This window comes from Halonatronum saccharophilum DSM 13868, assembly GCF_000517025.1.
Lineage (GTDB): Bacteria > Bacillota > Halanaerobiia > Halobacteroidales > Halobacteroidaceae > Halonatronum > Halonatronum saccharophilum.
This window is the reverse complement of the sequence record NZ_KI912096.1, coordinates 62,252-83,408: the sequence shown is the minus strand read 5'-3', so window position 1 is coordinate 83,408 and position 21,157 is coordinate 62,252. Positions and strand designations below refer to the sequence as shown.

The 21,157-nt window shown below is 34.6% G+C and carries 18 protein-coding genes and 1 CRISPR repeat array; all 18 genes read right to left on the bottom strand.

Features of this window, described 5'->3' with window-relative positions:
• Positions 1–596: 596 nt before the first annotated feature.
• The gene (locus HALSAC_RS0110665) at positions 597–968 is read right to left on the bottom strand and encodes a YlbF/YmcA family competence regulator (RefSeq protein WP_027340254.1); all 372 of its coding nucleotides are present in this window, start codon (positions 966–968) and stop codon (positions 597–599) included.
• Between the two features lie 34 nt (positions 969–1,002).
• Entirely contained in the window at positions 1,003–2,337 is a 1,335-nt protein-coding gene (gene miaB / locus HALSAC_RS0110660) for a tRNA (N6-isopentenyl adenosine(37)-C2)-methylthiotransferase MiaB (RefSeq protein ID WP_027340253.1), read from the bottom strand.
• A 929-nt stretch (positions 2,338–3,266) separates the two neighbouring features.
• The gene (locus tag HALSAC_RS17850; protein ID WP_027340252.1) at positions 3,267–3,458 is read right to left on the bottom strand and encodes a hypothetical protein; all 192 of its coding nucleotides are present in this window, start codon (positions 3,456–3,458) and stop codon (positions 3,267–3,269) included.
• Between the two features lie 228 nt (positions 3,459–3,686).
• Positions 3,687–4,859: a type III-B CRISPR module RAMP protein Cmr6 gene (cmr6, locus tag HALSAC_RS15700; RefSeq protein WP_051412189.1), complete on the bottom strand. Its 1,173-nt coding sequence runs from the start codon at positions 4,857–4,859 to the stop codon at positions 3,687–3,689.
• Entirely contained in the window at positions 4,849–5,274 is a 426-nt protein-coding gene (cmr5, locus tag HALSAC_RS0110645; RefSeq protein WP_027340251.1) for a type III-B CRISPR module-associated protein Cmr5, read from the bottom strand. The genes cmr6 and cmr5 overlap by 11 nt, the downstream gene beginning before the upstream one ends.
• Positions 5,267–6,097, bottom strand: a complete 831-nt coding sequence (cmr4, locus tag HALSAC_RS0110640) for a type III-B CRISPR module RAMP protein Cmr4 (RefSeq protein ID WP_027340250.1) — start codon at positions 6,095–6,097, stop codon at positions 5,267–5,269. The genes cmr5 and cmr4 overlap by 8 nt, the downstream gene beginning before the upstream one ends.
• Before the next feature lie 12 nt (positions 6,098–6,109).
• Entirely contained in the window at positions 6,110–7,189 is a 1,080-nt protein-coding gene (locus tag HALSAC_RS0110635; protein ID WP_027340249.1) for a type III-B CRISPR module-associated Cmr3 family protein, read from the bottom strand.
• Positions 7,182–8,855, bottom strand: a complete 1,674-nt coding sequence (gene cas10, locus HALSAC_RS0110630; RefSeq protein WP_027340248.1) for a type III-B CRISPR-associated protein Cas10/Cmr2 — start codon at positions 8,853–8,855, stop codon at positions 7,182–7,184. Before cas10 ends, HALSAC_RS0110635 begins: the two co-directional genes overlap by 8 nt.
• Complete coding sequence (locus HALSAC_RS0110625; protein WP_027340247.1) at positions 8,848–9,963, bottom strand: hypothetical protein; 1,116 nt, start codon at positions 9,961–9,963, stop codon at positions 8,848–8,850. The genes cas10 and HALSAC_RS0110625 overlap by 8 nt, the downstream gene beginning before the upstream one ends.
• Positions 9,964–9,967: 4 nt before the next feature.
• A complete protein-coding gene (locus HALSAC_RS0110620; protein WP_027340246.1) occupies positions 9,968–11,944 on the bottom strand; it encodes a CorA family divalent cation transporter in 1,977 nt (658 codons plus the stop codon).
• On the bottom strand, positions 11,934–12,683 hold the full coding sequence (locus tag HALSAC_RS0110615) for a hypothetical protein (protein ID WP_035571781.1): 750 nt from the start codon (positions 12,681–12,683) through the stop codon (positions 11,934–11,936). Before HALSAC_RS0110615 ends, HALSAC_RS0110620 begins: the two co-directional genes overlap by 11 nt.
• 114 nt (positions 12,684–12,797) lie before the next feature.
• Positions 12,798–14,402, bottom strand: a complete 1,605-nt coding sequence (locus tag HALSAC_RS0110610; protein WP_027340244.1) for a sensor histidine kinase — start codon at positions 14,400–14,402, stop codon at positions 12,798–12,800.
• A 57-nt stretch (positions 14,403–14,459) separates the two neighbouring features.
• Positions 14,460–15,161 (bottom strand): hypothetical protein, encoded by a 702-nt coding sequence (locus tag HALSAC_RS0110605; protein WP_027340243.1) that lies wholly within the window; start codon positions 15,159–15,161, stop codon positions 14,460–14,462.
• Entirely contained in the window at positions 15,154–16,116 is a 963-nt protein-coding gene (locus tag HALSAC_RS0110600) for a response regulator (RefSeq protein WP_027340242.1), read from the bottom strand. The genes HALSAC_RS0110605 and HALSAC_RS0110600 overlap by 8 nt, the downstream gene beginning before the upstream one ends.
• Complete coding sequence (locus tag HALSAC_RS0110595) at positions 16,116–17,186, bottom strand: sensor histidine kinase (RefSeq protein ID WP_027340241.1); 1,071 nt, start codon at positions 17,184–17,186, stop codon at positions 16,116–16,118. Before HALSAC_RS0110595 ends, HALSAC_RS0110600 begins: the two co-directional genes overlap by 1 nt.
• Before the next feature lie 211 nt (positions 17,187–17,397).
• Entirely contained in the window at positions 17,398–17,679 is a 282-nt protein-coding gene (cas2, locus tag HALSAC_RS0110590) for a CRISPR-associated endonuclease Cas2 (protein WP_035571779.1), read from the bottom strand.
• A complete protein-coding gene (gene cas1 / locus HALSAC_RS0110585; protein WP_027340239.1) occupies positions 17,679–18,671 on the bottom strand; it encodes a CRISPR-associated endonuclease Cas1 in 993 nt (330 codons plus the stop codon). Before cas1 ends, cas2 begins: the two co-directional genes overlap by 1 nt.
• 563 nt (positions 18,672–19,234) lie before the next feature.
• A CRISPR array of direct repeats spans positions 19,235–19,574; the repeat unit is 37 nt; unit sequence GTGTCAATTCCTTAAGCGGAATTATGATTATTGTTAG.
• A gap of 515 nt (positions 19,575–20,089) precedes the next feature.
• The gene (gene cas6 / locus HALSAC_RS0110575; RefSeq protein ID WP_027340237.1) at positions 20,090–20,884 is read right to left on the bottom strand and encodes a CRISPR-associated endoribonuclease Cas6; all 795 of its coding nucleotides are present in this window, start codon (positions 20,882–20,884) and stop codon (positions 20,090–20,092) included.
• Positions 20,885–21,157: the final 273 nt, after the last annotated feature.

Here is a 21,157-nt window from a genome sequence, read left to right as displayed (position 1 = left end):
CTTTCAGCCATCAGTCGTCAGCTAAAAGATTTATGTAAATTTTAGAATTCTAATTTGATCCTGCATTACTAAAAGGACATTATATCATAAAAGAGGTTTCTTTTAAAGGGTGATCAGGAATCAGGAATCTGTAAGAGCATAGTTCAAAGTCAAGATTTTAAAAAGATAAAAACTAAAGACTTTTGCGCTGATTAGATCTGATAAGAGCCGATAAAAATCCGATCAAAGCATTTAAAGATAATATTAAAAAGCTTTGAAATCAGACTTAATCAGATCTGATCTGCGTTAATCGGTGCTAAGTCTTTGAATTTGAGGTTTTAAGAAGGTCAAAATCAAAGGCTGGACTCTGACTAAGTTCGGACAAAGGCTGACAAAACCAGGACAAGAACATAAAAAAATAAAATTAAAAGAGGTCTAGTCAGATCCAGTCAAAGGTTTAGTCGTAGGTGTTGTCAGCGTCAATTCTTTGAACTTAAGGTTTTAAGTCAATGCTTTGACCTTACAGGCTCCAGACTCCTGATTCCTAATTCCAGATACCTAAACAAGAAAAAACCTCTAAGCTTAGTCGCCTAGAGGTTTTGATAAATTCTATTTAATTAGCAGCATCCAGCGCCACAATCTGAACCACACTCTTGTGGTTCTTCACCAGTTAAGGCTGCAGTGATAACTTGGTTTACAGTTTGCATAACTTTATTGAATTTCTCTTGAGCTTCCATAAAGTTTTTAATGTTCTCATTACCTTGCATCTTAGCTTGGATCGCTTGAAGTTCTTTTTGCATATCTTCAGTTACTTGTTGACCATTCATCTGTGCCATTTGTGCCATTCTTTGCTTAGTTTGGAACTCTTGTAGGATAGCTTTAGCTGCTTCATCAGCTTGCATCTTATCCTCAGCACCCTTCATTTGATCATATTCTTGAGAGGCTACAATAGCTTCTCCTAATTCTTCAGCTTTTTTCATAATTGACATAAAATAATGTCCCCCTTATTCTGATTAGACAGAGTTAATCAACCAAATTTCCATATAATGTCCAACTCTGCACTTTGTCTATTTTAACATCTACCAATTCACCTGTCAAATCCTCGTCACTCTCGAAGATGACAATCTTATTGGTATCTGTTCGACCAGTTAACCTATCTGGGTTGTTCTTACTTTCACCTTCTACCAATACCTCTACAGTTTCCCCTAAATACTTCTGATTATTCTCCATACTGATATTTTTTTGTAGATCGATCAACCTTTGTAATCTTTCTTTCTTCTCTTCCTCAGATACTTGATCCTCTTTTTTAGCTGCTGGAGTCCCAGTTCTCTTAGAGTAGATAAAGTTATAGGTCATATCATACTTAACCTTTTTAAATAAATCTAAGGTATCTTGGAAGTCTTCTTCTGTTTCTCCTGGGAATCCAACTATAACATCTGTACCTATAGATGCTTCTGGATTACTCTCTCGTATCTTACTTACCAGTTCTAAATATTCCTCTCTAGTATATCCTCTATTCATAGCTTTTAATACATTATTGCTACCAGCTTGTACAGGCAAGTGGAAGTGAGGACATACCTTGTCCAATTTAGCTACAGCTTCGATAAGCCTATCGCTACAATCCTTAGGGTGGGAGGTCATAAATCTAATTCTAGCTAAACCTTCAACCTCATTAATTGCTGCTAATAGATCGGCAAAGTCTGTACCATCCTCAAAGTCATTTCCATAAGAGTTAACATTTTGGCCAAGAAGAGTTATTTCTTTGACGCCATCCTCTACCAAGCCTTTAATCTCTCCTACAATATTCTCTAAAGGTCTACTCTTCTCTCTTCCTCTAACATAAGGAACTATACAGTATGTACAGAAGTTATTACATCCATAAATAATGGTGACCCATGCTCGATAGTCATCGGTTCTTTGTACCGGCATATCTGGAATTAACTCCTTTGATTCGTCCCAGACTCTAACCAGAGGGTTCTTATCCTCTTTGGCCTTTTGTAATAGTTCAGGGAAGTGGTGGATATTATGAGTTCCAAAGACGATATCTACATGGCGATACTTCTCTTTAATCTCTTTTACAACCTCATCTTGTTGCATCATACATCCACAAATACCGATTATAAGGTCGGGATTTTCTTCTTTAAGCCTCTTAAGTTGGCCCACCTTACCATAGACCTTAAGCTCTGCATTTTCACGGACACAACAGGTATTTAAGATTATTATATCGGCTTTTTCTAGCTCTTTTGTTGCTTTATATCCTTCTCCTTCTAAGACTCCAGCTAACTTTTCGGAGTCGTGCTCGTTCATTTGACAACCGTAGGTGATGATACACGCGAGTTTATCTTTATGTTTTGACATTTATATTTCCTCCTTTAGAACAAGTGCTTTATTGTATGTATCAGTATTTATTATAACATAATTTCTTATATTTAAAAGTAATATTGAGGAAAAAAGAAAGTATAGACTTAAAAGGATCCATTTATTTCAGTAAGATTATATATTAAAATCAAATAAGACTATAAAAAATATTTCCTTTCAGAACTCTCTTATCTATAAATATTAAGACTTTAAAACTATAAAGTTAACTCATCCACCCCAAGCCCCAGCTATGTTAAAGGATTTCTTAACTAAAAATTAAAAGCATTAAACCCTCTATATTAGAGGGTTTGTGCATCGTGTATAACATAAGTTATCATAAATAAAATTAGCTTTCATTTAATTTGTCGGCAGAATGTCGGCAAAATGTCGGCAACTTAATTTGCAAATTAAGAAAGGTCAACACTCTTTTCTTGATCTGCTCCCATTAAGTTAAACCAATCAAATAATAAAAATCACTTTTACTTGAATTAGTGTTTTAAAACCTCCTCTCAAAAAAAAGACGATAATCCCTTCCTCTCCAACCTCCAATTTCAGCTCTTAATAAAGCATGCCTATTTATTAATCTATGATCAAATTTATCCTCTATTAGAAAAAGCCAAACACCACCACAAGTGCTACTTTGTGATGGTGTTTGGCTTTTAACTTTGAATTTTTAACTATCCCTTATCCTCTGCTCTTCATTCCTTAAGCGGAATTATGATTATTGTTAGATGTAATGGGTAGTAAGCAATGGAAAAAAAGATTTGAGTGTCAATTCCTTAAGCGGAATTATGATTATTGTTAGCAACGATTCGAAATCTTGGTTGTATATTGTTGTAAATGAGGTGTCAATTCCTTAAGCGGAATTATGATTATTGTTAGGAGTATGAGGGTGGACTATTTGACCCTAAGGCTACAGTGTCAATTCCTTAAGCGGAATTATGATTATTGTTAGGGCACCCCTTGCGAACCTTTATAACTACTGGGCTCAAAATGGCATTTTCGCGGACCCCCACTTTTTGAACTGTTTTCGCTGAAATTATCAGAAAAAGTGCAAAAATCGGGATCTGATTAGCTCCATCATTCTCAACAATACTCCCTCTATCTCCCTTATACTCCACTTGCGCGCCCCCCCTCTTTTTTGCTACTTTAGAGGTCAGAGATAGGAACTATTACCGATAAGATAGCACTTCATTTGCCACTGATAACATTATACACCATTTATGGATGGAATGCAAGAGATTTTTTCTCTCCTCTCCTTATCAGGGAAAGAATTAAAGAGAGGGTTCTCTTCTCTTAAATATAAAAGAAGACCTTCGATAATACTATCGAAGATCCTCTAACTCTTACTACTCACCTAAAATACCTTTTATCTTCTTAATCTTCTTCTTCTGTCTCTTGCTTGGTTTACCAAATTTTTTACTCCACTTAGCCTCTTCTTTCTCAGCCTCCACCCTCAAATATCCATCTTTTAAGAACTTTGCTACTTTCATTTTATCTTCTTCACCAAATTCATCGAGATCATCAAATAACTCCTTTAACTCTTTCTCTACTTCATTTATGTTAGGGTCATCAAAAACTGTAGCTAACCTTCTATCTAACTCACTCATCTTTGCCAACTCTGCTTCTCTCTTCTTACGTGCTTCCTCTTCTTTCTTAGCTTCCAACTCTTCCTCCCTCTTTCTAATCATCTTATCTGTATAATCCCTATCAAAATATCCATAGCCTACATTAGTCTTGGCCCCTACACCAAAATCTAGGATTATATCTTTAAATAATTTTAACTTATCCTTCTTACTAAACCCTAAATTACTATCCTTCAAATCAAAGTTAAACTCAAAGACAACATCTGGTAGTACCTTTAAAAACTTCAATGGCTGTGGATCTTTAAGGGGATCTCCATGTGGAGTTATATAGTCCTCACCTAATACCATATTATCTCTATCCCCTTTAATTACCTGAGCAGCAAAGAATATATCACGCTTTGCAAGAGGCATCCTCTTTCCATCCTTAAGTCTACCTTCAAATATTTCATCTCTTAAAGACTCTATATCTACCTGAACTTCAGTGATATCTTCTATAAGCGACCTTATATACTCCTCTTTCTCTTCCTTATAGACATCCCCATCTTCTGGAAACACACTCCTTAAAAGCCCTTTAACAGAAGACCCTGGGATAATAGGCAACCCACTAGTATGATCAAATTGAAAACCTATAGTGAAATCTTCCTTCTCTCCGATACCATGAATTAACCCGCTTCCAATTAGAAGACCAGGATAGATAGTCTTACATTCAATCTTCTGCTTACCTATATTATCATTTTTTCTTCCTTTTAACTTAAAGCTTAATAATTGTTTATTCTTTTTATCTAGCACACGATTTATTTCAGCTTTAATCTTTTTATCTTCTTCCTCATAGTTAATTTTAAGCCAATCCTTATTGATTACGGTACTCAAATCATTCTTACGATAGTAATCATTATGAAATAACCAGCCCAAATTCCCACTATAATTACCCTTCATCATTACCACCACTATCTTCAGACAATTTAAAGGTTCTTAGAGCTAACTTTATAGCTATAGCAGCATCTTTAATTTTTTCCCTTAAACTCCTTCCATCCTTTCCCTGCTCCTCCTCCTCGATTACATATCTAAGCAAGGAGCCTTCACTATCATCAATCAACTTCAATATCATCCTACTCAGTCTACTTCTATCATGTTTAGGACCTTTATCATGTTTAGACCCTTTATCACCTTGAGAAACATTATCATCCTTCTCATAAAAAGCAAGGGTAGGCTTTAAACCACTCTGTACTATACTCGCACCAAAGGAGGATATATAACTCTTATAAACCTTTGGTATTGACTCACCTTTAAACTCTTTCTCTATAACTTCTATAGCCTTTGGAATATAATTCTCAATCCTCTTCTTACCCATTGCTACCACCAACTATCTTATTGAATTTAGTATACCCATAACCGATGGAGGCGTTGGCCCCGATTTGAATTATATCTGATTCTAAGGCTTTCTCAAAATCATTATTATCATTTTTGCTTGAATCTATAATTACACAATAGAATCTACTCTCTCTTGCCACCACCTCTTCATACCAAAGATTCTTACTCTCTCCATTTTCAAGCTTATTTCTAGCTATTACAGGCAGTTCATCCATTAAATCTTTAAAATCTTCATTTGAGTACAACACTATATTTTCACCAAATAAACCCTCTAAGGCTTTAACTTCTGAAAAATCATTGTATTCTGCTTCCTTATCTTCTATAACTGCTCCATCAAGACTCTCTTCGAAGACTAATACTTTTTCTTCATCACTCTCATCAAAACTCTCATCAAACAAATTGCCAAACTCTTCTAATTCATCCTTCAAATCATACTCTAAAGAGAAATTATCCAAAGTAGATATAAACTCCTCTATGATCATAGGGCAGGTTGCTCTAAAAAATGGACGCTTATTACTTCTAACTGGATAAGATAAAAGATTCCCACTAAAAAATCTATGTGTCCCAGTTATATTATCCTTTTCCTTCTCTTTTTTACCTCCAAATATCTCAACTACTGATGCAAATCCTTCTTTACTATCAAAATGCTCTCTCAATGCCCCTTTTAAACTCGAAGAATTAATTGTCGGAAATTTACTGACTACATCTCTTTGTACCTGATTGTCAATAATATCAAAGTTAACATCACCACTACCTACATGCATATTGGTCAACGCTCTTATATTATAAATATCAATTTTCATCTATATCTCCTCCTATACAAATTTATTATAGCCTATCTTGTTTAAATTTTCCTTTCTAATCTTTTCAATTACATCTTCTTTTTTTTCATCTTTTAAGTAGATTACCGACCCTCGTTGCCAAAAGTTATACTTCTTCTTTGACCTAATAAGCCTCTTATCAGTCTTTATATTTCTAAAGGATATACTTCCTTTAATTGAGAAGTCTATCACCTTATCTATATCTTCTTCAATATAAGCATCACTTGTTAAGATAATTTTATCACTTTCATTATTCAATCCTCCAACAATGTCTTTGTAACTTATATCAATCTCTTCAACCTCCATCTTAAAGGTTGACCTCCCCTTACCTAACTCTACTATGCTAGACTTTAAAGGAGTATCAACATCGGCAAAGAAGACAAATTCGAAACCTTTATTCAATTTATAGAAACTTTGCTTATAGAATGCATCTTTTTCACCCTTCTTTTCAATACCTACCCTTTCAAAATTAATGAAGATACCTTCATCGCTACCACTCTTCTCAGACTTTATAATCTTCTTTTTATCAGTTAAATCTATAAAAGAGTCACTCAAACCTTCTTTAGCATCAAAACTACCTTTTTTAAAGGCTTTTATTTCACCAAAATTGGTTCTAATTGTCTCACCTTCTTCCCTTTCAAAGGGAGAATATGAGGTATTCATTTTTTCTTTCTTCTCACCATGACCCTTTTTACTATGGTCTCGTGGCGTTGGCATATAAAAATGGCGTTCATCAATTTTTTTTGTGAGTAATAACGGTGAAATACTATTTATCAATCCAAAAGATTGCTTACTATTCTCTATATTAAAACTTCCTTTACCTATTAAACTTTTCATCCTTTTACATTCTTTGTCTTTATAATTGAAAGAAGCTTTCAATTCAAACTCATCATCCTGTATAAGAACCTCTTTTCTAAGCATCCCTAAAAGAGCAGTCTGCTGTGGGAAACGCCTAGACTTGATTATATTAGTTTGATTATCTTCAGATCTTCCCCATTTTTTGTCCTCAAATCCCTCTTCACCACCAAAGAAGAACTCTCCAAGTGGCTTTAACCTTATCATATATTTAGGCATTTTCCCCCTCCTCTACATTTAAAAACTTAATAAACCTCAAATAAGAATGAACTATATCAATGAAGGTAGTATCAATTTTCTTCTTTTCATCTCCATCTTGTTTGCTTTTATTATTATCTTCATTAGTGATTACTTCCTCATAAGTTACTTCAATTAATTCCTTTACACCCTCTAAAAACTCTCCTGCTTCCTCGTGAGCATCTTCATCGAAGTTATTGTCAAAGTAAGCAGTTAAATTTCCACCTTCTCTATTTAAAGCTTCACTAATCAATACCTTATCTTCCTGTATTCTATACTGCAATGAGCTTAAGAAATTGTTATCATTTATATTTTTTTTCAATAGCTTTTTGAACTTATCATATGAGTCACTACTCTTTCCAACTGTAGCACCATAGTATTGACCACTGTGCTTTAAAACTTTAAAAGCAATTGCATCCTTTCCTTTATCTTTAGACTTAAAACTCTTTGCTTCACCAAATAAAAGCCCTAATGCACTATTTAATGCTTCATATAATGGATATTTATAATAAGAGATAGACAAGCCAAAGGATAGAGACGGCTTCTTCTTCAAAGTATCACTTTGAATCTCTACTTGAAATTTAGAGTTAAATTCATCAGATATGCTATCCAACATTTCAAAGATATTCGACTTCTTTCCTACTATAGGAGCAAAGAATAGTAGATCATCTCCCCCTGCATAGATGGGAAAACCACCATAGCTTTTTATAATCTTAACTGCATCTTTAGCATAATCGAAGAGTTTTTTTGAGAAGAATTCATATTGGCTCATTTGATTAAGATCTTCATCTCCATAAAGTTTATCTATATTCTTAATTACCTTCCCTATATTATCGCCATCTGCTTGTACAATTGCTATATATTTGTGATATTTATTCAACTTTATCTTTGGATATTCCCTCTTCAATACTTTATAAAAATCTTTATCTTCTTTTTGAGCTTTATAAGCTACCTTAGCTATATCCTCTTCATCCAGTTCAGTTCCTGATACTGCAATCTCGGGTATTGACTTTATATTCATCTCAGATTTATTATATGCTTTTAGTTCGCCAGTCTCTTTATCTTTCTTGAAATTAAGAGTTTTAACTTCATTTTTTTTAAAAGCATCTTTTACTAGAAAACTCTTCTTTACAGTTTTATTTTTCAAAAACTCCATTAAGTAATTTTCTTCTTCTTTGGCAACTACCTTCTCATTCAATTCCAAGATATCTAAATGGGGTGATAACTCCAAAATAGGATTAGAACTATCTTCTAGCTCTTTCTCTAAATAGTATATCTGTATATACTCATCTAAGAAGGTCTTAACCTTCTCTTTATCTTTAGAAATTTCTTCGCTAATCTCTTCTGCTAAATTATTTAAGACCCCTTCTACCACTTTTCCCATATCTTCAAATGCATTATCTTCTGCCTCAAATATGAACCTATCTGGAAGTCGTCCAACGCCTAACTTTTCATTAAATACCTCATCCTTTTCTGCATAAGGTAATATGATATTCTTAGCTAACCCCTTGTCTTTAACCATCGAAATGATATTCTTCATCAGATAAGAAAAAATGTAACTACCACCCCAAAGTTGGCCTGTCTTTTTAGAATTGTTTAACGTCTTAATTATTGGCCCAATGGTAACTCCAATATACTTTTTATCCATTATTATCACCTATTTTATAATTATCCTTGATTTTTTTATAAACCCCAGTTGCGTCCCCATAATTAATATCATTATTAAAGATATAATCGAAAAAATCATTGAAATCAAATTCTTCAGGTATCTTTAATCTCAAATCGCCTTTCCCCCAATTTTTAATCTTAAACTCTGTACCTAAGAAACCCTTATTAATCTCAAAAGCCTCAAAATAGACTCTATATTTTTTTGCAGATAACTTAATCGGCTTAAATAATATAGGGGATTTAAACCTTGTAACATTCTCATTAACATCTTCTTTACTAATCTTTCCCCTTGGTTTTTGATTAATCCACTTTTCTTCGACCGATAACCCAAAAAGATCTTTCATTAATAGATTTTCTTCATTATAACCATGCTTCTTCTTTTCATTAAAATACCTCTCTTTTATAACTTGTTTATCCCACTTTATCTTTTTAAAATCACAATACTTCTTTATCATAGGATCAAACTTATTATAATTAAGACCTTTTCTCATCGAATTATAGAACACCTCTATTTCTTCAAAAACTTTCCTAGATGAGTCAAGTTCATCCAGACCTTTACCTACGGAAACATCAAATTGATACCTTAGTTTCTTCTCCTCGTATAAATCATCTGATGGATCAATATAAAAAGAACCAAACCCCTTTGACTGTCTAGTCCCAAAATTATTATACATTAAAAATTGGGCTAAATTATCTCTTATATTCTCTATTAAATCACTTTTTAAACTAAAAAACTCTAACGTTAACTCTTTACAGAAGGTAAACTCTTTATCCTTACCCTCACCCATGTTAGCAAAAAACAAAGGATATTTATCATCAATCTTCTCTCTCGTCCAAGATATAGGATTCAGAACTCTAACTTTATAGTTTAATGACATAATATCAGAAGAACCATCATTTTTATTACCTTCTTTATAACCAATTAAATATTTCTTATAACTATCAGACCCATTAGCACTCATCTTATCAATCAGAAACTTGTCCAACTTAGGTTTTAACTCAGTAGCTCTTAAAGTAGCACCCTTCTGTTCAGCTTGAAAATGGATCATAGGGGTGTGTTGCTTTAACTTAACATTCAACCTTGGCATTTAATCAACTCCTTAATATCCATTTGATGAATTTATTTATGAAGGAAAACAGAGTTTCAATTCCAACTAATGATACTAAAAAACTTATAAATATTAATAGATAGAACAATACATTTCCTACCTTTTTCTTAGATCTATAAAAGTTATATAACCAGTCCTTTAATCTCCAAATAAAAAATCCAATAAGAGTTGCTGGTAATACTAGATATGTGAATGCCCAATCCCAAAATGAAGGCGCTGACAAAACCCTACCTAATGTCAAAGGACCATCCGATGTAAATAACTCATTATTTATATCGACTATATTCATTCCAAAAAATCCTGTGAAGAAAGAAGGTATTACAAATAAAGCTCCTATTATTGTTAACCAATTTAACCTCTTATTTCTTTCATTCTCTTCTATAAGAGTAGCATACTTATGCAATTCATCTATCTCATTGTCCAAATCTTTTATTTCCCTTTCGGTATCCATTGCTTGCAATAACTTGTTATAAAGTTCAGCCCCCTGCTCTTGGGCTGTAATATCCCTAAAGTAGATCTTATTTATAAATTGTATATAATGCTTGTGCAACTCCCTAATCCTATCAACCAGATTGTAGATATTTTTCTTCTCTTCCAATTCAGAAATATTAAAGACCTCTTCAGAGAACCTTAATATAGATGCCCTCTGCACTAAGGCTAGAACTACCAATTGATAGTACATTGTCCTTATATGCGTTAATATAACATCATTATTAAAGTCAGATTCGTACCCTAAAAAAACAAAAGAGTATCTAGTTATACCAAAAAAGCTACCATAATCCACCCATCTTTCGTAAGTTATATCTCTATTAAAGTCCTTGAACATATCTCGATGGTGGCAGCTCTTATCCCCACCATCTACAAATGTATATCTATGCCAAAAATCATCTTTCAAGTACTTGTATTCTCCTCTATAACCAGAACGCTTTAATTCATTAGCTATTTCATCATTTAGATACCAAGAGATAGTAAACATTCTATCATCAATCACTGGACAGATAACAACCTCACCTTTTTTCACACTTTTACCTATAAAATCTTTCTCTCTAAATTTGTCTCCAAGTAGGTCCATAACCGTTTTAGATAATCTCCCAAGTTCATAATCATCAGAAGGACCGCAACCCCCCTCAAAATCTTCACAGATAGGATCCTTCTTATCCATCTTTAGCTCTAACCTGTCTGCCAGAAAAGAATTTTTTACTTTATTAATAGGTAAGTATTGAGGATATATCCTCCTACCATATTCATTTATCTTCAAGATATCCTCTTTTTTGCTATACCTACTGTTTTTTAGATGGTAAGATAAGACCCCTATACCAGTATCATAAAGCCTTAATGCTACCCCATCCAATTCTAAACTATAATATAGTTTTTCCTTGATATTATCAGTTCTAACTATTACTTCGCTATCTTTTTCTAGTATTAATTTTTTTTCATCCTCTATAGATATCTTTACATCCTTTAACTCAATTTTTTCATAATCATTTAAAACTTCTTCATCAATCTCTTCAGCCATTAGACCATCAAATATGCAAAGTTCTTTTTTGTTATTCTTTTTATATAAATAAAGGTGATCATAGCCAAAAATTAATTTGTTTTCCTCATCTATACTATCTAAATTACTTTTTATGCACCTATCGCCTTTTTTAATAGTAATATTATACTTACCATTCTCGCCACCCTCATAGTAAAAGTACTTCGTAACCCTATTATCCTTATTATTGTAGACTACCCTTCTGACATGCTCATGGAAGTAGACATATTCATTATAATTTCTATCCTCTTTATTTACATCAAATTCTCCCTCTTCCCATTCACCCTCTTCTAAGATCTCTTGTACCTTCTCTACACTCGTTCTCTTCTCAAAGCTTATCTCATTTAAAGCTTTATCCTCTGCCTTATAGTCCCATTTAAAAGGGAACATAAAGATGTGATAACTATTTAGCTTATTATCCTCCAAATTCGATTACCTCCTCTACCCTCTTTTCTATCTTCTCACTACTAAAAGCCCCTTTGCCAAAGCCAAAGTATCCATCATCACCCCCTCCATAGTAGACCTTTTCCTCTCCATACTCCTTCATATATCGCTCACCTAACTCCCTTGCTCCCACACCATAGTAGGTCAACTCCTTATCGGTATAGATCAATAGCTTCTCAGTTGGATAGAGCCTATCTGCTATTGGAGAGAACTTGTCGGTCTTGGCCTTAACGACTACTAGATCTCCATAGATCTTCTTGTTATCTTCTATAGACTCTCGGGCCAACCTCTCATCCTCTCGACTCACCCCTTGAGCCCTTCTATCTCTAAGCCTTACCTCTTCTATCTCCTCTTTAGTTGCTTCAAGATCCTTCATTGCATCTATATACCCCTTATCATTAGCTGCTACCAGCCTCTGAAACCTATTAAGGTCTATATCTAAGAGTTTTGCTATCTGCTCAATAGATGAAGGCTTATCTGTACTCTGGTTATGATGGTCTACCTCTATATATTCCTGACCCACCTCCATATCCTTTAAAAGCTCAATTCCAACAATGGTTTTATCTTCAGTTATCTCTCCTATCTCTTCCTTATAATGGCTAAGCTTTGCTCCCCAGCTTAAGTCCTTATCTATAAAATTTAACCCTTCATTCTCGAGAATCTTCCTTATCTCTACCATCTCTAAGTCCTTACCGCCCAATAAGAATAGGTAATCTTTCATAACTACCCACCACACCCCTTCTAGTTTTTAACCCTTTGCTACTATTATTATTGCTATAATGAGTACTTTAATTACATAATCTATAACTTCTATATTTATTTCGCTTTATTTTATCTAATACTCCTCTAAAGGGATCTTAATTCTAAACTCGGTACCTTTAGAATCACTACTATAATCTATCTCTCCACCTTGTACCTCAACGGCGGCAGATACCTGGGCCAACCCCAAGCCTACATCTTGGCAAACTCCTTTAGAGCTTATATAAGGCTCAAATAATTTATTACCTTCTTGAAATTCTTCTGGAATACCTCCTGCATTATCTATAACTTTCCACTCCATACTTTGAGGGTCTACCTCGACTATGACCTGAGAAGCTTCTGGACCAACCCCAATCCTTTTATAAGCTTCAAGACTATTTTCAATTAAGTTCTCCAAGATTATCTTAAAGTAGCCCCTATCACCTTCAATCTCCCTCTCTTCCCCCTTAAAGGTTAGAGAAAGTTTAGGCTTAGAAGGAAGATTTGCTTCTATCTCTTTTATTATCTCTTCTGGGCTAAATACTTCAAATTTAGGGCTTTCCCTTTTTGTAACTCTAAAGAGAAGGTCTATATCCTCTACCTCTTGGATAAGTTTTTTTATATCAGTTTTCATCTCTTCTTGAGACCTACCTTCTGCTAGGAGAAGGCTTAGGTTCTCACGCAGAAAGTGGATCTTATTTATAGTATCATGTCTAAACTTATTGATCTGATCTCTTGTAGTTATATTCCTTCTTAACTCTTTGATCCTGCTTTCAGTAAAGCGATTATCAGAAAATTCCTCTAAACTTCTCTCTAACCATTTGATTGCCCTTCTCTCTCTTCTTCCTCTATCACCTTGATTTTCACTGAAAAAGTAAGTTATATCGGCCATCAAATTCATTAGATCTCCCCTTACATCTCTATACTCCTCATTACCTTGAGTAAATTCCAAGAATATATCTATAAGCCACTCTGTATTTCTTATATTCTGATACCTATCCCACCCCTTTCTCCTAAAATTCTGGCGTTCATCATATATATTCACTAGTACCTGCTTAATAAAGAGATATTCAGAGAAAGTTGGGGTGAAGGTAGAGAGAAAACTAGAGAGAAGCCCCCTTAATTTTCCTTTAATTTGAACCTCCATCTGCTTAAGGGATTGGCACCTAACTTCTGTAAATTTCTTAAATATGATTTCTATATTATAACGAATCAGATTCTCAAGCTTTGCCTCACTCCAGCTCTTTAATTTACCTTCTTCCTTAAACCACCTAGCAATCTCAAAGTACTCACTTCTATAAATCTCAAAACTTCCGACTTTATTTAAATCATAGACACCTTCCTTAATTAGATTATAATAAGAGACCATTAGCATATCTAAAATATCCACCTTATCCCGCAGATAACCCTCCAAACTACTGAGATAAGCATTAAGATACTCTTGACAGAAACTTTGAAAGACTAGATCTCTTCTCTTAGATGATAATCTTAGCTGCTTTAGATTAGAAGGCGATATGCTAGAAACAATTAAAGAGGTTATAACCTCCCTTTCTTTAGTAAATAGCCCCTCCACTTCATCTAAGTACCTATCTAAATACTCTTCTAGAACTTTGACTGTACTTAGATAATCTTCATGGGCAAAGGATTGCCTAGCTTTATCTTTAAAATCACTACCCCTATCCCAGTCAATACTAACTATCATTGCTCTCCCCCTTTTACAGATTAAGCCTATATATCCTATCTAAATAAGACACTAAATTTAACAATACTCAATTGCATTATAAAGGCCAACTGCTTTTATATCCCACTTCTCTTCTTTAGCAAAAGAATATTCAATCTTATTACAGTAATTAATCCCTACCTCTAAGCTTTTATCGGCAGTTACTAATATAACCTCTTTTTTAGGATTGTCCTTGGAGACCAAATAAGCATAGACTGCTAAAGCAGAATCTATACCATCAAATATCTTTCCATCACTTTTTATTCTCTTTACCGTATCTTGGAGCGACCAGACCTTATTTCTATCTCCCCATCTCTTTGCTTTTTTTATCTTTTTTTGCAGTTTACTAACACTATCTTCATTAATCTTTTTAGCTATACCTTTAATATGAAGACCATTAGTAAAAGAACGGGATATCTCAAATAAATCTTTATAGCTATCACCATCATTAATACTTATATAATTAACCCCTTCCCTTATAAATTCACTAAACAACTTCTCAATCAATGATCTTCTATTTCTATACCAGAGATCATAGCGAGAAAAATTAATTGATTTATGGAGGAAGATACCTAAAAACTCAGCCCAAACTAGATCAAGGATATAGATTCTATCCTTAGCCTTATTATAAAACTTCTTTGCCTTAGCATTCTGCCAATTATCCGGGGCATCATCAAGATAAAATGATGTTAAAAATAACAGTACATTGGTATCAGGTATAAATATCTTCTCCTTACTCATTACCATCACCCTCTTCCTCTAATAAAATACCCGACTCTTCTATTAATCCTTTAAAATCTCTACTATCCAAGCCTTTAGATATTGCTCCTTCCTTTTCTGGAAGATCTAGTATCTCTCTTCTTCCATACCAAGTCAAGGCATCCTCTACCCCTTCTTCTAGACGTGTCATTAAGTTAGCCCATCCTAAATTTAATAATCTAAAGGGCCTTAAATTAACGAGGGGAATAATATCATTTCTACTTCTTTCATCACCATAAACGCCTATTATAATATGTGGGGATGGCGATAGCTTAGCCACCTCCATTAATGGCTCATATACTCTCCCCCTATTTGGGAAGGTATCTGCAAAAAATAGTATAATCTTATAATCTTCCTTCTTTACTTTCTCTAGTGCTTTACTTAACTTGCTGACCTTATCAACTTCCTTTATACCCTTAGTCTTTAAAAGATCTACTATTCTATCTTTTTCTAAGACTTTATCGCCACCCTTATAATAAAGTAGGGCCTTATCCTCTTTGGGCTTATCTATCCTTAAAGAGAAAGTATCATCTAATTGATAGTTCTGCCTAAACTCATCGATCTTCTCTAAGAGTCTCTCTATACCTTCTTGCTTATGTACATAACCCCTAAAGCCGTAGTTAGCTGCTTCAAACCAGTCCTCTACATTACCTAAGGCACTAAAGATCAATATCTCAGAGATTGAACTTAAGCGCTTTAGAGTCTCACCTACAGTCATTCCGGTACCTTTAATTACATCATCCACCTTCTGCATATCTATATCCAAGATATAAAGATGATAAAAGTTATCATCAAAGCCATCTATAACCTCAGATATCTTATCAGACTTATCTACTTGATACCCACTATCTATTAAGTTTTGGTAACCAAGCTTTGCTTGTCCAGTTATATCTATCTCATCATCCATAAAAAGAATCTTAAAATCTTCTCTTTTCACTAAAATTCACCCTCCTCTAATTTTATAATAAACTCTGCTCCACCATCTTTATTAGAATAATCTATACTTCCTCCTTGAAGTTGGACCGCCTCCTTTACTAAAGCTAGCCCTAGACCCACATTCTGATAGGAGCCCTTAGAGCTAACATAGGGTGAGAAGAGTCTATCCTTGTCCTTGAGCTTCTCCTCAATCCCCCCTGCCTTATCCTTCACCTTAAATGTGAGCCTATCATAGTTGAATGTCAAAATTATTGGCCTATCAGAGATCTCTATCCCTCGGCTTCGATAAGCATCCAAAGCATTTTTAATTAAATTTCTTAGAGCAATAATTAGATAACTCCTATCAACCTCTATATCTCTGGATTCCCCTTTAATATATAATGCCTTCTCATCAAGCTCTGGAAAGGATAATACTAAATTCTTCAAAAGTTCTTCTATATTCACTATTTCAAACTTTGGACCTTCCCCTTTTGTCAACCTAAAGATCCCTTCTATGACCTCTATCTGCTCATAGACCTCTAACAAATCATCTTCTATACGTTTATTTTCTTCCTCCTTAATCATCCCTCTTACCTTATCCCTTAAGAAGGATATCTTAGAGGATGCATCATGGTTAAACTTATCTATCTGCTGCCTCAAGAGTAGGCTCCTTTTTAAATCCTTTAGCCTCCCCTTAGCAAAGTAGTTCTCCCTATCTTCATCTAGTGCTTTCTCTAACCAGGAGATCGCCTCCTTTTCTCCTTTGAGCCCTTGTTTATGTGAAGTCGTGAAATAAATCAAATCACCCATCTGACCCATAAGGTTGGCTCGTCTTCTTACGTAGCCCTTATCACCTTCTGTGGCCTTTAAGAACATTTGTAAAGTTTTGTTGGCCCTTCTCATCCCTTCTTCTAAACCATCCTCATAAATATATATCCTCTCTTCATAGAATTTCTCTTCTAAAAATTTTATAAAAGACTCCTTATCCAGGTCTAAACTCTCATATAAATCTTCAACCTTAACCCCTTTATCAATTAACCTTTCAAGCTTAGACTCTATCTTCTTGGAGCTCTTACCCCCTACTTTCTCCATGGCTCCACCTCCATCATATATTTTAAATAATTATATAATTAGAAAGATATACCAATAAATACTTTATTCAAAAGTTGATAATCTCCTGCAAAAAAAGTAAAAAAACAGCAATTCATCTGAATAAACTGCCTTCTTTGTTTTACTATCTAAATTATAATTGTGAACTATCAACTTAGAACCTTAGTTTAAGACATTAAGGTTTTAAACTAAGCTATATAATAATAACCCTATCCTCAATATTAGTTTTGTCCTTTTCACCTAAGATATAAGACTTATCCCAACAGTCGGCACATAGAGAGTAGAAGTGTATAGAATCTTCCCCTTTCTTAATAACACCCTCCAACTTATCTCTAAGATCTAAATAAATCTCCTTATCAATATCACACCTAAAAACACTATACTGTACCCTCTGACCATAATCCTTTAAAGTCTTAAAGACTCTATTTCTCCTCTTATCATCAGATATATCATAGGATATCACCAAATTAACCATTATCTAACCCCCATAGCTATATAATCTTCACCTTTTTCAATACTTTTGCGCAACAGCCTAGACTGTTCCTCTATACACCTTCTCCAACTAATACTCTCTTGATAACTAGGGTGAGCGATAAGAGATTCCAACTTCTTCTCATATTCAGTTAAGAATAGTTTACGCCCTTCTTCTGTTAAGAGTACTCCTTCTTCCTTTATTCTAAAGTCCTCTAAAGTCAACATTCCCTTATTTAAAAGAGCTTTGACCAGCCTATCGACTACTGGCTGTCTGAACTCCTCCATCAGGTCTAAGGCTAAGGAAGGTCTGCCATGCTTTATAGAGTGGAAGAAGCCTATATAAGGATCAAAACTTGATAGGTATAAGGCGGTTATAACATCATTTAACAAGAGGCTATACCCAAAGCTCAATAGAGAGTTGACTGGATCCTTTGGTGGCCTTCGATTCCTACCAGCAAATTCAAAACCATCCTTTAAGAGATACTTAAAGTTTTCAAAGTAGACCTTGGCCCCTATACCCTCATACCCTCTAATTTTCTCTATATCATCTACCTCATCCAAGCTTTTTATAAACCCCTTTATTCTACTGCACCCCTCTTTTATACCCGCTTCTCCTTTTCCATTCTTATCTCTCATTAATACAGTTCTCATATTCTTCAGTTTACCCCTTACAAAGGCCTTAGTAAGTCTTAGAGAAACCTTCTCATCATTGTAGGCACTAAACTGCCTAAGTCGGAATATAGAATTCTTAGAATACTCTGGAACCAAGCGCCCTTTAAACCTCCCATAGTAAGATAGGTATGTAATTGGTATTCCTTCCTTCAGGAGAAGCTGTATAGTTGCACCTGTTATACCTACACTCCCTAAAGCAACTACTTGATCTACATTGATTAAAGGAATATCGGCTATCTTCTTTCCTTCCTCCTTTACTATAATCCTCTTTCCCCTCTTAGATATCTTTGTTCCCCGTTTTGTAATATATATTCGCTCCATTAGAGTCCCCCTTTAGCTATTTGATATCATTATCATTCCCGATTATTTGAGATTAAATTAGCCTTATTTATATCTTTGATATTTCAAATGAGATAGACACCTTTAGATATTTATAAAGATATCAACTTCTCAACTTATATATTAACTAAAAAGCAAATAACACCACAAGTGCTACTTTGTGATGGTGTTTGGCTTTTGATTTTAAATTTTTAACTATCCCTTATCCTCTATCCCTTACCCCTTGCTCTTCATTCCTTAAGCAGAATTATGATTATTGTTAGCTGGATAAGGATTTCTTTGGAATCGGGAGTCAGGAGTCTGGAATCAGTGAGAGACTAAAAGATTAAAGGTCAGGCACGGATAAGAGAGAATAAAAGCCGATTATATCTGATTAAAGACCTAAGGAGTTAAATTTTTAACTCCTTAGGTTGATGGGTTAAGAACTTCCCAAACACCTACCCACCTAACTACCTAATTACAAAAAGCCAAACACCATCACAAGTGCTACTTTGTGATGGTGTTTGGCTTTTGATTTTGAATTTTTAACTATCCCTTATCCCTTGCTCTTCATTCCTTAAGCGGAATTATGATTATTGTTAGCCAAAGGCGAAACAATTGCTTGGCTGAAAGCAGTTGCTGTGTCAATTCCTTAAGCGGAATTATGATTATTGTTAGAGATGGTGAGCCTGTAGGAGATGGAACCCCTTGGGTACAGTGTCAATTCCTTAAGCGGAATTATGATTATTGTTAGCTGGACAGTTGGCCGAAAAGGTATGTGGAATGTTTGATCTTGTGTCAATTCCTTAAGCGGAATTATGATTATTGTTAGGCGACAGAGATAAACTATTATCCTCAACTGCTACATTGTGTCAATTCCTTAAGCGGAATTATGATTATTGTTAGAGCATCCCTCGCGAACCCTTATAACTACTGGGCTCAAAATGGCATTTGCGCGGACCCCCACTTTTTGAACTATTTTCTCTGAAAATCTCAGAAAAAGTGCGAAAATCTGGATCTGATTAGCTTTATCATCCTCACTAATACTCACTCTATCTCCCTTATGATCCATTTGCGCGAACCCCCCCTCTTTTTTGCTACTTTAGAGGTCGGAGATAGGAACCATTACTGATAAGGCGGTGCTTCTTTTGACACTATTAACATTATACACCATTTATGGGTGGAATGCAAGATTTTTTTGGAATCGGGAATTAGGAGTCTGGAATCAACAGGGGATTAAAAGATTAAAGGCATTAGCTCAGACAAGGTCCTAGACAAAAGATGACTAAAATCTGACTAGACCTTTTTTGTTTTTTATTCTTTATGCTCTTGTCGGGAACTTGTCAGCTCTTATCAGAACTTAGTCAGCGTAAACGCCTTTGCTCTTAATCTTTCAACTCTCAATTATCAACTTTCAACTCTCAACCGCTCTTCCTCGCAACCTGCCCCAAGCCCATAGTAGATTTATAACCAACACCACAATAAAAGGCGAAATCAACCAATAAATTTATATCCCTTACCTTATCCTTAGACAGGCAAAGATCTATCTCGTATTGGCACTCACCTCTAAATCCTTTGATTCTATACCTCTTAAAGGTCTCCATAGTAGATTCTAATTTGTACCTAGAAGCATAAACCTTCTCAAAGTCTTCTAGCTCCAATGATAGTTCTATACTACTAAACTCCTCCCACTTCTTTAGTAGGTTATAAAAGAGGTATTCGGGCATAGGGAAGATAATGTGCTTATCTCCAACTCTAAAGGTGGTAGTCGAATGGAATTGTAGGTCTATCCTCCTATTGCTACTACTCCTCTCCCTTAGCTCTTTATACTCTATTGCATTGCACCTCTTATCATCATTAGAGGTGGTCAGCACCTCTATTACCTCTATCTCTACCCCTTGTAGCGAAAGCTTGGATCCATTATAGAGGAAGTGGTCGATGAAAAGCAGGTACCATTCATCCTCTAAGAAGGTAATCCTAAAGAAGTACTCTTTACCACCCTCTAGCACCCTCCTCCCCTTCTTGAATCTTGGATAAGGCAATATAGGTGAGACTGTAAAGGCCTTGGTATCATACTCATCATGGAGCAAGGTTGCCTTCTGCTCATCTACCTGGGCTAGGATATTAAAGAACATCCCATGAAGGGCCTCTCCTGGATAATACTTAATGCTTCCTTCCTTCTTAACTTCAAACCTTATAATTACACTATATAACATCTGATCACTCCTTCTGGAATTATAATTATCATTATCTTAATATATAGTTTAAGCATCTAAGTTAAAAGACCTTCAAAATACCAAAAGATTCCCCCCTCTAAATGCTAGCTCAAGAATAGAAAATCTTGTTAATTGTAATTATATATAATTACAATTAAAGCAAACTTTAATATATAACTACTAAGTGGTAGGGTAATATGTCAAGAAAAAATTTAAACAAAAATCACCCAGTTAATTGCCTAAAATTAGGCATAGTACACCCATACCCTGTAT